Raw genomic sequence first — 14,840 nt, 5'->3', positions numbered from 1 at the left:
AGCAAGCGTATATGAGTATTTTAATAGGCATCGGTATTGTAACGACCGTCACTACCTTTTATCTAGGTAGAAAAGGCTGGCAAGCTTTTCATAAAGCCGTCGGTATCTCACCTGGTGTACTCACGTATCAGGATTACGATGTACCCTTGTCATTAGCCACATTAAATTGGCAGCAGTTAACGTTAAATAAACAGCACTTAAAAACGTTGTCTGAGCAGAAATTGCGCCAGTTAAAACGTATCGATGAAAAAGTAAGCAGCTATCACGCTTATCAAGCAGCCCTACAAACTCAACATAAGACACCAGCGATAACAGAAGCACAATTTGTGTTGAATAAAATGTTGCAAACACGGTTACCCGAGATGCTGGCTACTCATTACCAATTAACGGATATAAATGCCAAGAATGGAAATAACGAAAAGAGATTGGAAGCTAGTGAGTTATTGCAGAGTGTTTTAGATAATATCGAACAGCGTTTGGATAGACTACTGGCGCAAATGGACGAGGAACAGCTACAAGAGCTGCGAGTCATGAAGCACTATATTAATAGCCACGATAGCTGAGCCGTTATATCTATACTGAGAAACTGTGACGCCTGTAAACTGTGACGCCTGTAAAAAGACACAAAAAAAGCGGTCAATGACTATTTATCATTGACCGCTTTTTTATGTTTATCCCAAATCTATTTAAGACTTAGAATAATGTTAAACCAATTTAACTAGCGCTTATCATTGCGATCACGGGTGTTACGTGTACCGCGGCTGGCAGGGCTAGCGCTACTTTTAGGTTTCGCGCTGCTGTTGCGGTTATCGCTACGAGTATCAGTGCGACGCGCTTTAAGCGGCTTGTTTCTGATACGTTCTTGCTTCTCTTTAGCAGCGCCATGTAGACCCGTGCCATAACGTGGGCGTAAGCTGACCAAATCCGTCAACGTGTTGATTTCTTTTTTATCAAGCTCTAAGAAACGACCAGTACGTAGCTCTTTTGGTAGAACAATCGTGCCATAGCGTGTACGTAGTAGACGACTAACTTTTAGACCTTGTGATTCAAATAAGCGACGTACTTCACGGTTACGGCCTTCTTTTAGCTGGACGTGATACCACTTGTTGACGCCTTCGCCGCCGCCTTCTTTGATGTCTTCAAATTTGGCAAGGCCATCTTCTAGCATGACGCCAGCGGTCAATGCACGAGCAATATCAGGCGTTACTTCACCCAATACACGTACCGCATATTCACGCGTGACTTCACCAGATGGATGCATCAAGCGATGCGCCATTTCGCCATCGTTAGTAAATAACAATAGGCCAGTTGAGTTAATGTCCAAACGTCCAACCATCACCCAGCGGTCATGCGTCAGCTTTGGCAAACGTTCAAAGACAGTTGGGCGACCTTCTGGATCTTTAGCCGAGCAAACTTCGCCTTCAGGCTTATAGTAAGCGATAACACGGCGACGCTTCTCGTTTTCAGAAGTGTATTTGATTTGACGGCCATCAACGCGAATCTCATCACCTTGCGAGACACGATCACCGATGGTCGCAGGACCGTTGTTAACCGTTACGCGGCCAGATTTGATGACTTCTTCCATTTGACGGCGTGAACCAAGTCCCATACGGGCGAGTGCTTTCTGTAATTTTTCATCTTTCATCATAATATCCTTGAGTCGGTGGGTTTACATTTCTCAATGTAAAAAATTGGATTGACTATTCTACGCTATTTTAACAAATTTAGCACGTAAACCAATACCTTACTGGTTATTAATGCCTAAACAAACATAGTGCTAATCAATAAAAGTTTATTAGTCGTATACGAAATATAGACTCTCAGTGACTAACTAGATAAGTTAATACGTAGATACAAACACTTACACTACTTCGGCATTAAAAGGACATTTCCAATCATAAATGCAATCGAAACAATCCTTCATTAAGCTGAATTTTTTCAAATTAAAAATAAAAAATTTATTTATGACTAAGCTGTTTTCACTTCCGTTTTTTTTATCGCTCAGCAATTTGAAAGTTGATATCAATTTTCGTAATTAGCCGTAAATAAAGGGCTTAATGAGAAATTGTAAAACAGTCACTTAATTATTTTATGACAGATTATATGTATTGCACTGAATATATTTTAGGTGTATATTTATTAAATATATTCTTTTTTACGAATATAAATACTATGGTGAAGTTTTCTGGTTTGATTCACAAATATAAATATGAGTAACTGTTATGGTTAATAAATATTTCATTTTTGTACACAAACGCTTCTTGGTAATGAGCATATTTTGCTTATTTCTAATGGGGTTGTTTAGTGGCTGTACGATCAACTCAGGACTTCAGTCAGGAAATCTTCCTGAATCTGGCACCTTTACCGCAGAAAACGGTCTTCAATTTCATATTCAGCCTTTAAGTCTGGCAACTTTACCGCGTACAGCGCCGCCTACTGTGACTCAAGATCTCGCTCATTTAATCAAAATCTCTGGACGAGTCAATTACGGCATTGCGAAAGGGGACATGCTGAATATCATCCTTACCAATTATCCAGATATTAATGCGTCAACTGCTAGCTTAACGGTAGATCAACAAGGGTATATACAGTTTCCATTGATAGGCAGAGTTCAAGCCAGTGGGCTGAGCGTGCCGCAGTTCACCGCTACATTGCAAAGCAAACTACAGCGCTATCTCAAGTACTCAGATCCTCAAGTAAAAATCATCAATTACCGTGGTAGCAAGTTTTTCGTAGATGGGGCGGTAAAGCAGTCTGGCGAGTTTGCTATTGCTGATGTGCCAGTATCGGTATATGGGGCTATCTCTATGGCAGGTGGTACCACTGAGACAGGCGATTCAAATAACATTGTGCTAAATCGTCAGGGCAACAGCTATCGCTTAGGAGTGCAGTCACTACAAAGAATGGGGCTGTCTGCCAATCAAATCTATCTGCGGGATGGTGACTCTATCCACGTCAATAGCCAAAGCCGCAATAAGGTCTACGTATTGGGTGAATTTGGCAAAATTGAGCCAGTGGCGATTCCAGAACAAGGGCTGAGCTTAGCGCATGTATTGGGCGAGTCAAATGGATTAAATTCCAATACGGCTAATGCAGCCAAAGTATATATCGTGCGTGACAACCCTCAGGACCAGTACACCAATATTTATTACGTCGATATGCAGAGCATTACAAGTTTGGCATTAGCCAGTCGCTTTGACATGCAAGCCAATGACATTCTTTATGTGGATCCAACAGGCTTGGCTCGCTGGAATCGTGTGATTAGCGCGATACTACCATCAACCTCTGCCATCAACGTGATATCAGGGTTATAAATGATAGCTAGTGAAAATACTGGATGTGCTTTGAGTTTTAATACTGAAATTGAGAGATAAGAATAGGAAGTAGAGTGATAGGTTTTATAAGGTGCGATAAGGCAGAGAGCAATCTAACTGTAGTCAAGGGCAGTTAGGGTCTTGAAGCTAAGCGAAAGCGATTAAGCGATTAAGCGATTAAGCGATTAACATTGAATAATGGGTATATGGTTATGAATAATATAGATTCAAAAGACCTATCGACACCTAAGGGTGACAACGACAATGACAACATCGACTTAACGGCGCTGGTTTTGGTTTTGTTGCGTGGCTGGAAAGTCATAGCGCTCATGGCAGCAGTCGGACTCTTAATAGGATTTTTCTATACACGCTATATTAATCCAACCTTCAAGTCTGATGCGCTGATCCAAATTGAAGAAAATTCCCAAGGAGTCGATGCGCTTGGGGCGAATATCTCAGAGTTGGTCGGAGAAGAAGCGAGCAAGGCTGAGGCTGAAGCCGAGCTCATACGGTCTCGGATGATACTAGAGCCAGTCGTCGATATGCTACATCTAGACATCAAACTGACCGATCCTAATATTGGCTATCTCGATAAAATAACAAACGACCGCATTAATACTCAGTTGAATACAAATGATGGTGTGTCTTTGAGCACAAAAAACGGTTCGGTTCAAATCAATCAGTTCGATGTGTCACCAGCGTATTTAAACCAATCTTTTACGCTATCACAGTCTGAAACAGGATTTGTCTTGAGCAATGGACTAGATGATTTCAAAGGACAATTGGGGCAGCCGCATCAGTTCAATGGGGTAAACGGTGAGATTAATATTACGGTGACTGAGCTACCTACAGATGGTTATCCTATTGGCATCACTAAGCAGACCTTAAAGACCACGACAGATGCGATTAACAGTGCATTGTCTGTGGAAGAAAAAGGCGATAAAACCAATATTATTCAGCTGTCGATGACAGGCACAAACCAACAGCAAATCACGACCACACTTGATCAGATAGTCCAATCTTATATCGATCAAAACCAATCTCGGGGTACAGAAGAAACCACCAAAACACTGGCTTTCATGGAAACCCAGATTCCAGCGTTAAAAGAGAAATTAGACACCTCTGAAGCTCAGTTCAATGAGTTTCGTAAAAAGCACGGCACCATCGATGTAGGTAAAGAAGCTGAGCTATTACTAAATGAAAAGTCTCGAATCGATGAGCAGCTCAATGATCTCAAATTAAAGAGAGCAGATTTAACGACTTACTATACCAATGAACACCCACTCGTTATCCAGATCAATGAGCAACTAAAAGTCCTCAACAGTCGAATAGGAGCAATAGGTAGCACCGTTGCAGGACTGCCTGAAATACAGCGAGAGTTCTTAAAACTATCAGAAGATACAGCCATTAATAGAGAGATTTACCTCACACTGCTCAAAAATTATGAACAACTAAAAATCGTTAGAGCTGGTCAGGTTGGTTATGCCCGTATTCTAGATAGACCGACCAGTACCTTTGATGCCATTGCACCAAACAAATTCCAAATTATGCTGCTGGCACTACTCGTAGGTACTGTACTTGGGGTAATGCTGGTTTTAATCAGAAACTTAATTAGAAATGTCGTGAAGGACCCAGAGCATCTAGAGTCTAAAACGGGAATTCCTGTCATTGCAACGATTCCACGTTCGACCTCGATATCTAAGCTAGGTAGGAACAAAAAAAATACTGGTCGGATGCTTGCGCACGTTGATCACAATGGCTTGAGTTATGAAGCAATCAAAAATTTACGGACAAACCTTTTATTTGGTAAGACGACGAAGACAGTAGATGAGAAATCCGCTCAGACCATATTAATCACTGGAGAAAGCCCAGGTGTCGGTAAGTCTTTTATTACGGCTAATTTATCTGAGGTATTTGCACAGCTTGACAAAAAAGTGCTGATTATCGATGGAGATATGCGTTTAGGAGAGCTGCACAAAATGTTTGGTATGAATCCGGACAGGGGTCTCACAGATTATTTACTGCAGGATAAAGATAACTCTCTAACAGATAATGAGCCTCGATTAGATAATGATATGGCTAAATTAAACCTTGAAAGCTTTATCCAGCCGACTGGTATGGAGCATATTGACCTTATATCGCGGGGACGACCGTCGCATAATCCGACTTCGTTATTGATAGGAGAGAGGTTCAATTATTTGATGGCAGCGCTCAAAACGAAGTACGACTATATGGTTATCGATGCGCCACCTATTTTGGCTGCATCAGATGCCATGGTGTTGGCACAGCACGCAGACAAAGTACTGATCGTCACCAAGTTTGATCATTCAGTAGAAGGCCAGTTGGTCTATGCCATCAAACAGATGAGTAAAGCAAACATACAAGTCGATGGCATCATCTTAAATGACATACAGCAAAGTATTTTGAATAGGTACAGCTATCACTACCATTATGCTTATGGACACAATTCATAGTTAGTTACTGTCCATGGCAAACGAGCGACATAACTTAAGTAGGTGGATCTTATGTTTATAAAAACAGAGTCTAACAATGCTTATCAAACGCCAAGCGACCTCAATCAATGGTCGAAGCGTATGACGCTATTTTTATTAGCCTTACCACGCTTTGCTAAATGCTCTATCTTATTTGTCATCGACTTTTCGGTTGCTGTCCTTTGCTTTGTAGCGGCATTGGCACTGCGTCAGGGTTATGTCGATGATCAAATCGGCCTTACGGTATTAGCTTTTTATGCATTGATACCTGTCGTCAGCTTATACCTGATTGGCTTTTATAGAGGCGCCTCTAGAGGGTTTTTCGATGCGGTGATGGGTCGAGTCTTACAGTTGTTCTTATTACTTATTCTCGTTTATCAGTTCATCATTTATGTGAACCCAATGTCAATGATGCCGCGCTCAGCGCCAATTATATTCCTATTCTTATTCTTTATTTGGTTATGGAACAGTCGGCTAATAATTCGCGGATTGCTGAATCGACTACAGAAACCAGATAATCAAGATCGCCTAGATAGTTGCTGCGATAACGTGATTATTTATGGTGCAGGATCGGCTGGTAGAGAGCTATTAGAAAGCTTGAGACATTCTCATAAATACAATGTAGTGGCATATATCGATGATGATCCGCAGCTGATAGGGGCTTATCTACATGGTAAAAAAATATATGCTGCTCATGCGTTACCTTGGTTAATAGAAAAATTAAATGTCGCGCAAGTGATTTTGGCAATGCCTTCTATGAGCCGTGGTCGTAAAAAACAGATTATGGATAGCCTGTCAGGCGTTTCTGTCAAATTAAAGGATTTACCTAGCTTACGAGAGCTTGCTGATGAGATCGTAACAGTCAGCCATATACGTCCGGTCGATATATTAGATGTGCTTGAAAGAGAGACTGTAGATCCAGTTGCTGAGCTCCTCCAAAAAAACATTACGGGTAAAAACGTACTTGTGACAGGGGCAGGTGGCTCTATTGGTAGTGAGCTGTGTAGACAAATCATGAAAAACAAACCCGCATGTTTGGTGTTATACGAGCAGTCTGAATATGCTTTGTATACAATCGATCAAGAGCTTAGAAGCCTCGTCACTAGTAACGTCATTAGTAATATTGAATATCAAAATATCGAGATTGTTAGCATCATTGGAAGCGTGGGTAACGAAAAAAAATTAATCAATATATTCGAAAAATACCATATAAAAACGATTTATCACGCTGCTGCATATAAACATGTACCGATTGTCGAGTCCAATCCATTTGAGGGCACGATTAATAATACCAAAGGCACCTACCATTGTGCTTGTGCCGCAATAAAAGCTCATGTTGATACGTTTGTACTGATCTCTACTGACAAAGCAGTGCGACCGACCAACGTGATGGGAGCCTCCAAACGCTTAGCTGAACTCGTCTGCCAAGGATTGAGCCAAAGCAACAGTCATACGTGTTTTAGTATGGTGCGTTTCGGTAATGTCTTGGGTTCATCAGGCTCTGTGGTACCACTATTCACCAAACAAATTGAACAAGGTGGTCCGATTACCATCACCCATCCAGACATCACGCGCTACTTTATGACCATACCAGAAGCGGCCAGTTTGGTTATCCAAGCAGGGGCCATGGCGTTCGGTGGTGAAGTATTTGTACTTGATATGGGAGCGCCCGTCAAAATTGTGGATCTTGCAAAACGTATGATTCGTCTGACAGGGTGTGAGCTAAAAGATGCGAGCAATCCTAATGGTGATATCGAAATTGTATTTACGGGATTGAGGCCAGGTGAAAAACTCTATGAAGAGTTAATCATTGGTGCTGACAATATAGAGACCACGTTTCATCCACTCATCATGCAAGCAATGGAGCATAGTTTTCCATTGGAAGACATCGAAGCTATCTTGTTTGAGTTTATCGAAAGATCAAAGCGGCACGATACTGAATGGTTGAAAGCACAGTTTAGGACCTTCGTTGAAGGCTACCGAGAAGGCGATGACGCTGATGCCGAAAAGATAAATACAGAGCAGTTAGAGGTGGTTGGTTAAGGGATAGTAATGATATTAAGTAACGGTGATAGGGTTGATATTGAAAAGATGATGAAATCACTTATTGGTAATATTGTTTAGGATATGGTGATTGATATAAGTGCTATGACATACCAAATTGGATGATGAGTAATGGCCTCTGAAGTGTTTTTATCGATACAGAGCATAATTAGTCGATTGAAAACCAGTCACTTTGTACGAGATGTGGCCATGGTTGGAGGCGGTATTGCTGCTGGTCAGGCAATTGCTATGGTCTTTATGCCGTTTCTTACCAGATTATATAGTCCTGAAGATTTTGGTATCGCTGCTGCATTTGCCGCAGTCATCAGTATTATTACTCCGATTGCGACCATGGGTTATGCCAATGCCATTGTGATGCCTGACAGTGACGAGGATGCCGCTGCCATTATCAGACTGTCTGTATTGCTCAGTTTGTTTATAGCGGCTATAGCGTTTATCGCTGTCTATGTCGGAAATGTTCATTTGGCACGATGGACGGGTATGGAAAGTGCACCATACATGTTGTATCTCTTACCGTTGACGCTATTGGCCGGTGCGTTTCTAGCTGTTGCTGATCAGTCTGCTATCAGAGTAGGTTTGTTCAAAGCCAAGGCTCGCGCTTATGTGGAAAGCAAACTTGTGACAGATATCAGTAAGTTGATAGGTGGTGTATTGGCCCCCTCTGGTATGTTGCTTATTTTGTTAACGATAGCAGGACAGCTCACGAATTTTATGATGCAGATGCTTCGGGTGCCTAGGATTGGTGTATTAAATGTCCGAGACTGGTTTGGCACGGTTGGTATTCGTAACGCTGCTATATCGCAGCGTGACTTTGCCATATACCGCATGCCGCAAAGTATGCTTAATGCTGCTTCAGTAGGGCTACCAACCATCTTGTTAGCATCATTATTTAGTGCTTCTTCCGCTGGGCAGTATTCGTTGGCTGTTCTGGTACTTGGTGCACCAGCGATGTTATTAGGGCAAGCTGTTGGAGAGGTTTTTTATCCTAAAATTACGCGTGCGATCACAGCAAAGTCACCAGAAGCTTATCAATTTTTATTAAAAGTGACGGTAATTCTATTGGTGGTTGGTATTGTTCCATTCGGTACAGTGTTCGTTTTTGGCGATTATCTTTTTTCTTTAGTGTTCGGCGCAGAGTGGGCCTTAGCAGGGAGTTATTCACAGTGGCTTTCTATTTGGCTTTTGACCAGCTTGGTATCGGGTGCGAGTACTGCAGCATTGCCAGCATTACGTTTGCAGCGCTTTCTTTTGATTAGAGAGATTTTTGCAGTGATATTTCGTGCTGCAGCGCTGTATATAGGTTTTTACGTTTTTGAATCAGATATGGTAGCCATTGCCCTGTTCTCATTTGTTGGGGTCTTGCTTAGCTTATCTATCGTTTATGTCGCTTTTCGGCGTCTGGTTCATATTCATAAAGTGCAGCAGTAGGTAAATATGTTGACTGCGTTGGATGGCACAAAGGATATGCATTAGAAGTCTCAACTCAAGAGGCTCACTATGATTTCAGTTATTATTGCCGCATTTAATGCCGCTGTCACTATTGAGCGTTGTATTAGTAGTATTGACGTTGCGAAAAAGAACCATGAGATTGAGTTGATCGTTATTGACGATGGTTCTAATGATGACACTGCTAGGTTATTGCACAGGTGGGAAAGTGATAGGGCATGGGTTACGGTGAGATATCAAAAAAATGGAGGCGTGGCAGATGCTCGTAATACTGGGCTTGATATCGCAATCGGCGACTACATCGTTTTTATAGATGCGGACGACACTATCGATGATTGGTATTTTGACTTTGTCATTGCACAAACGGTTAATCGGGATATTGAGATGTTGGCGTTTGGTCATAAGCGCATAATGTTAGATGGCTCTGTTATCGAGCGCCATAACATTACAGCAGAATATTCACGGCAGGAAATTCAAGCATTGCAACTGAGAGTGACAGAAAATAGAAATATATATTGGTATGCATGTACTAAAGTTTATAGCAGAAAATTAATAGGCGATATACGGTTTGATTGTGACATAAAACTTGGTGAAGACGGTATTTTCAATATTGAATGCTTAAACAGAGCTAGTCATTTATCTGTCGTACCCGACTCTCCCTATAACTACTATGAAAATGCCACTTCGATGACGAGTTTGCAATATAAGCCAGGGCTGCTCGAGTCTATTGAAGCAGACTATAACGCTAGAGTCAGGATACATGACTGGTCTATCAGTGCTACTGAGAGGCAAGTGCTGCTATCAGATTTTGCTCGTAGTTATATCGAGCATATGCTGCCATATCTGCTCAATAACTTGGCTCATATTCAGATGAAAAAACGCCATGCAGAGTTGATAAAGATACGCCAGTCTTTCGTTTATCAAAACTGTTTGCAACATTACCATCAACGGCACCCAGCCCGCGGCATTCGTATTTTGATTTCATGTTTTTCACGACGTTGGTATGTGATGACATTGGCTTTTTTGCAGCTGTCTTGGTCTAAAGCGAAGGTAAAAAGACATGTTTAATATTGATTTATTTCCTCAGGCATTAAAAAGTGACGAAAATGGACAGACTCGTTCTTGTTTGCTGAAACAAACAACCATGGGTGAAAGTGTCACTGAGCAAGAGTTGTGGTTTGCATATCCTATCAATCTACCAATGCCAGAAGACGATGATTGCGACTCTTATTTGTTAGCCACATTGTTGCCTGCGATGCAGCTACGTGCGGTTATTCGGGTTCATGGCAGTGTGTCACACGAGCTATTAGCCAATCTGACAGAACTACAGTATGTCTGGAATAAATGGTTACCAGAGCGTTATTTTGTGATTGATATACAAGTTGATCGTATTAGAGCGCGCGACGTACAAGTAGATGGTGCGATTGCTGCATTTTCTGGTGGCGTGGATGCCCAATTTACCGCTTATCGTCATGCGACAGACAGAGCAGGATATGCCACACGGAATATTAAGGCAGGAGTTTTCGTGCATGGCTTTGATATACCTTTAGATGATACAGAAGGTTTTGATAGTGCTGTGGAGATAGCGACCGAAGTACTTTCTGATATTAACGTTGATCTACTACCCGTTAAGACAAATGTTCGAGCATTGTGGTCTATCGATTGGGAAGAATATCACGCGGCTGCCATTGCTTCCGTTCTATGTGGATTGAAACGATATGCAGGAATTGGACTCATCGGTAGTGGCGATTCTTATGATGTATTACTTACTCCATGGGGTTCACATCCCATAACAGATCCATTGTTGAGCTGTGGCAATTTTAGAATTATTCATGATGGTGCAGGATTTCGTCGATCTGAGAAGTTAATCATTCTTTCAAATTGGTCTATAGGCATACGAAATTTACGTGTTTGCTGGGCTGGTAATAAGCATGATAGAAACTGCGGTCATTGTGAAAAATGTGTACGAACTCGACTGAATCTCTTACTTGCAGGTGTTGATAACCCTGCTTGTTTTGACACCCCGATAGATTCGTCACTTTTCCGGTTCATGGTTCTGAAAAGTGACGCTGTACGCATAGACTGGTATCTAATTCGTCAAGAGATGATTGAAATGGGCAGGGGGCTTGAGTGGCTTCCGTACATTGAAAAAGTACTCAAACGTAAATCATCTCCAAAATTGAGTAGGTTATTTCCTTTTGGGTCAAAGCGTCGCATGTGGGTAAAAAAGATGTTAATGAGAAATAAATAAGGGAGTGTCAAAAATGAATACTACCGCCATAAAAAAGCTCATACCAATTAAACTGAAAAAACACTTAGTTACTTATATGGGCGCGCGAGATTTACCCTTGCCGAACAGTAATCGATGCTTCATTTTTCTGGCGGCTGACTACGGCAATATTGGTGATATCGCTATCTCTCACGCTCAAAAGCAATATTTGCAACATGTGATGACTGATTATGAAGTTGTCAGTGTTCCTATTAGTCAAACCAGATTGGTGCTTAATTCGATTAAACAACAAATACAACAGAGGGATATTGTCACTATTATTGGGGGAGGTAATATGGGTAGCTCATATCCTGATATTGAGGAGCTGCGCCAATTAGTTATCAATACGTTTCCTACGAATCGCGTTGTGTGTTTCCCTCAGACCTTGGATTGGAGTGATTCTGCTAAGTCTAAACGAGCATTGCATCGTATCGTAAACGTCTACGCCAAGCACCCAGATATACACATTTTCGCTAGAGAGTCGATGACAGCGGCCAAACTTATCAAGCTTTTTGCCGAGTATAGTAATGTCCATGTTGGTCTTGTGCCAGATATTGTTATGAGTGCAAACGCAGCAGTATTTGGGACGACAAATGACGTAGAGTCGTCAACTATTCTGCGATGCTTACGAGATGACAAAGAAGCTGCTCTATCCACTGAACAATACGGTTTTATAGATAAAGCTTTAGCAGGTACTGGTTATCATATTGAAAAGACAGATACCCATGCTGGCGGATCTCAATTGGACGAAGTACATTGCAAAAAATTACTGACTGACAAGCTTAGTCAGTTTCGTGCGGCAAAATTGGTCGTGACTGACCGCCTACATGGCATGATTTTATGTTTACTATCGGGTACACCTTGCTTGGTATTGCCGAACTCCAATCATAAGATAAGACAAACGCAGTTAGACTGGTTACGTAATCATCCAAGACTTGTGTTTTTAGAATTAGATGAGGTTGCTGAGATTTCGAAACATATCGACAAACTGCTATCCCTGTCTCATGGCACCATGACTGAGTCACCCGTTCATATCAATGAATACCATGATTTAGAAAAATCGGTGGTTATTACATGACTAGCCTAGCAGAGCCATTGGTGAGCATTATCGTGCCAGTATATAACGTCGCGTTATATATCGACGCGTGCTTAGAATCTATCAAGCAGCAAACGTATAAGAATATTGAAATTATTGTCGTTGAAGATTGCTCTACTGATAATTCAAAACAAGCGCTTGCCTTACATCTTACAGATAAGCGTATAAGAGTCATTCAACATAACGAAAACACCGGTCTTTCTGCTGCTCGTAATACTGGTATTAAATCTGCAGTAGGCGATTATATGATGTTTGTTGATTCTGATGACATTGTAGATACTCGCTTAGTAGCAGCTTGTGTAGATTGCGCTCTTACTACCAGTGCAGAAGTAGTGACATATGGTTTTGCACCGTTCAAAGAGGAAGCGGCAGAGAATGAACTACCGTATCCAGCTGCCAGCTTAGCATTCGAGGCAACTAAGATAGACGATTCGTATTTTAGCCTACCGCATTTTGCATGGCTAAAATTTATTAAATCCAGTGTCGTGCAAGCAGCTGCTCTAAGTTTTCCAGTGGGTTTGTATTACGAGGATTGGCCTTTCCATTGGCATCTTGGCTTATCTACTAAGGTTAGATATCAGTTGCCTATTAATTTTTACCTGTATAGACAGCGAGGCACGTCGATTACGGGTTCAACAGATAAAAAGCTATTAGACCTATTTATTATTCATTCAGAAGTCATGAACCTAGTAGAAGACTATCAAGCAGATGAAGTTAAAAAAATACTTGCCAATAAAATCAGACAGAGTCATTGGAGCATTCTTACCCGTATAGATAATGAGTATTTAATAAGGGCATTGGCACAAGCTAAAAAAGCAGATAAAACGCTACGATTAAATGGTTATCAGAATAAACGGACGTTAAGAAATATAGTGATCAGCAATATAGTACGTATGCCAAGCCAAATCGCGCTACCTATAATGCAGGTGCTTCGTCAAGCACTAGAGAAAGAAACAAGTTTAAAAGGAAGCAAATTGGAAATAGTTAAGAGAAGCAAAGTTGGCTTTATGTTTCTTAAAAGGTAAATGATATGACTGTCCGCAGAGTACTGCACATAGTGGGAAAAATGGATCGTGCTGGAGCAGAGACCATGCTTATGAATTTATATCGTCATATAGATCATAGCCAGATTCAGTTTGATTTTGTCACTTTTACCGACGAGATCGGCGACTATGACGCTGAGATAACAGCGTTAGGCGGTAGAATTATACCGATTTTAGCTGGTCATTCATTAACGCGCATGCTCAAACTTAAAAAATTCCTTAAACAGCAGCCTGATTATCAAATCGTTCATGCTCATATGCTATTAAACAATGCTTTTCACCTGTTGGCTGCTAAAGGTGCTGGCGTGCCGCATCGCATTTCGCACTCTCATAGCACCAGTAATGGTAAAACCAATATTATTAAAAAAATATATGAACAATGGGCATTAATTACCAATCGTACCTTGGCTACTAAGAGAATTAGCTGCGGTGACTATGCTGCAAATTACCTATTTGGTACTACAAAAGGCGTGTGGCTACTGCCCAATGCTGTTGATATACAGAAGATGATGACAGTCGCTAACCAATCACGGCATTATATCGAGCAGGAGTTTGGTGCTCAAAGACTTGGAGATAAAGGGTTAAAAATCATCCAAGTCGGTCGTCTCAATGAGGTTAAAAATCATCAGTTTTCTTTAGAAATCGCTGAGCAGCTGAAAAAACGTCAGATTGACTTTACCTTATATATCGTTGGACAAGGTCCATTGGAAGATCAATTAAGACGACAAGTGAAACAGCAAGCCCTAGGGAATAACATTAAGTTTTTGGGTATGCGTACTGATATTACTGAGTTAATGGCCAGTGCTGACTGTATGATTATGCCATCCCTGCATGAAGGTTTCCCAGTGGTCTTAGTAGAAAGCCAAACAGTAGGACTTATGGCATTGGTTTCTGATCAAGTATCACCTGAAGTAGACTTAGGACTTGGACTTGTATGTTTTTTACCTATACAGTCAGCCAATGTTTGGGCGGATAGTTTGCTGAGTTTTCAGCCTCCAATATCCAATGAAGCAGAAATAATGAATGCGCTAAATTTACATGGCTTTAGCGCCGCGACCAATTCGCAGAAGTTAACGCAAATGTATTTGAATATGCGATAAGGCTTTTACTTAACAT

Annotated in this window: 11 protein-coding genes; 10 read left to right on the top strand and 1 reads right to left on the bottom strand. The window is 41.3% G+C overall.

Features of this window, described 5'->3' with window-relative positions; translation table 11 throughout:
* Nucleotides 1-11: 11 nt before the first annotated feature.
* Nucleotides 12-563, top strand: coding sequence for a hypothetical protein (locus Q0788_RS04645; RefSeq protein ID WP_298808243.1), 552 nt, complete (start codon nt 12-14; stop codon nt 561-563).
* 155 nt (nt 564-718) lie between these two features.
* Here the strand turns inward: Q0788_RS04645 and rluB are convergent, their stop codons facing one another.
* The gene (gene rluB, locus Q0788_RS04640) at nt 719-1,645 is read right to left on the bottom strand and encodes a 23S rRNA pseudouridine(2605) synthase RluB (protein WP_101206234.1); all 927 of its coding nucleotides are present in this window, start codon (nt 1,643-1,645) and stop codon (nt 719-721) included.
* A gap of 622 nt (nt 1,646-2,267) precedes the next feature.
* On the opposite strand from rluB, the gene Q0788_RS04635 reads away from it, so the two are divergent.
* The 9 genes from Q0788_RS04635 to Q0788_RS04595 all read left to right on the top strand — a co-directional run bounded on the left by Q0788_RS04635 (nt 2,268) and on the right by Q0788_RS04595 (nt 14,824).
* A complete protein-coding gene (locus Q0788_RS04635) occupies nt 2,268-3,314 on the top strand; it encodes a polysaccharide biosynthesis/export family protein (RefSeq protein WP_298808242.1) in 1,047 nt (348 codons plus the stop codon).
* 212 nt (nt 3,315-3,526) lie between these two features.
* Nucleotides 3,527-5,788, top strand: a complete 2,262-nt coding sequence (locus tag Q0788_RS04630; RefSeq protein ID WP_298808241.1) for a polysaccharide biosynthesis tyrosine autokinase — start codon at nt 3,527-3,529, stop codon at nt 5,786-5,788.
* A gap of 51 nt (nt 5,789-5,839) precedes the next feature.
* Nucleotides 5,840-7,849: a nucleoside-diphosphate sugar epimerase/dehydratase gene (locus Q0788_RS04625; protein WP_298808240.1), complete on the top strand. Its 2,010-nt coding sequence runs from the start codon at nt 5,840-5,842 to the stop codon at nt 7,847-7,849.
* A gap of 132 nt (nt 7,850-7,981) precedes the next feature.
* Nucleotides 7,982-9,298 (top strand): lipopolysaccharide biosynthesis protein, encoded by a 1,317-nt coding sequence (locus Q0788_RS04620; RefSeq protein ID WP_298808239.1) that lies wholly within the window; start codon nt 7,982-7,984, stop codon nt 9,296-9,298.
* Between the two features lie 69 nt (nt 9,299-9,367).
* Complete coding sequence (locus tag Q0788_RS04615) at nt 9,368-10,384, top strand: glycosyltransferase family A protein (RefSeq protein ID WP_298808238.1); 1,017 nt, start codon at nt 9,368-9,370, stop codon at nt 10,382-10,384.
* A complete protein-coding gene (locus Q0788_RS04610) occupies nt 10,377-11,567 on the top strand; it encodes a hypothetical protein (protein ID WP_298808236.1) in 1,191 nt (396 codons plus the stop codon). The genes Q0788_RS04615 and Q0788_RS04610 overlap by 8 nt, the downstream gene beginning before the upstream one ends.
* A 13-nt stretch (nt 11,568-11,580) precedes the next feature.
* Nucleotides 11,581-12,663 (top strand): polysaccharide pyruvyl transferase family protein, encoded by a 1,083-nt coding sequence (locus Q0788_RS04605; RefSeq protein ID WP_298808234.1) that lies wholly within the window; start codon nt 11,581-11,583, stop codon nt 12,661-12,663.
* Nucleotides 12,660-13,706: a glycosyltransferase family 2 protein gene (locus Q0788_RS04600; protein WP_298808232.1), complete on the top strand. Its 1,047-nt coding sequence runs from the start codon at nt 12,660-12,662 to the stop codon at nt 13,704-13,706. Before Q0788_RS04605 ends, Q0788_RS04600 begins: the two co-directional genes overlap by 4 nt.
* Before the next feature lie 5 nt (nt 13,707-13,711).
* Nucleotides 13,712-14,824 (top strand): glycosyltransferase, encoded by a 1,113-nt coding sequence (locus Q0788_RS04595; RefSeq protein WP_298808229.1) that lies wholly within the window; start codon nt 13,712-13,714, stop codon nt 14,822-14,824.
* Nucleotides 14,825-14,840: the final 16 nt, after the last annotated feature.

The organism is uncultured Psychrobacter sp., assembly GCF_947500265.1.
In the GTDB taxonomy this organism is placed as follows: Bacteria; Pseudomonadota; Gammaproteobacteria; order Pseudomonadales; family Moraxellaceae; genus Psychrobacter.
This window is presented reverse-complemented; position numbering and strand designations above follow the sequence as displayed.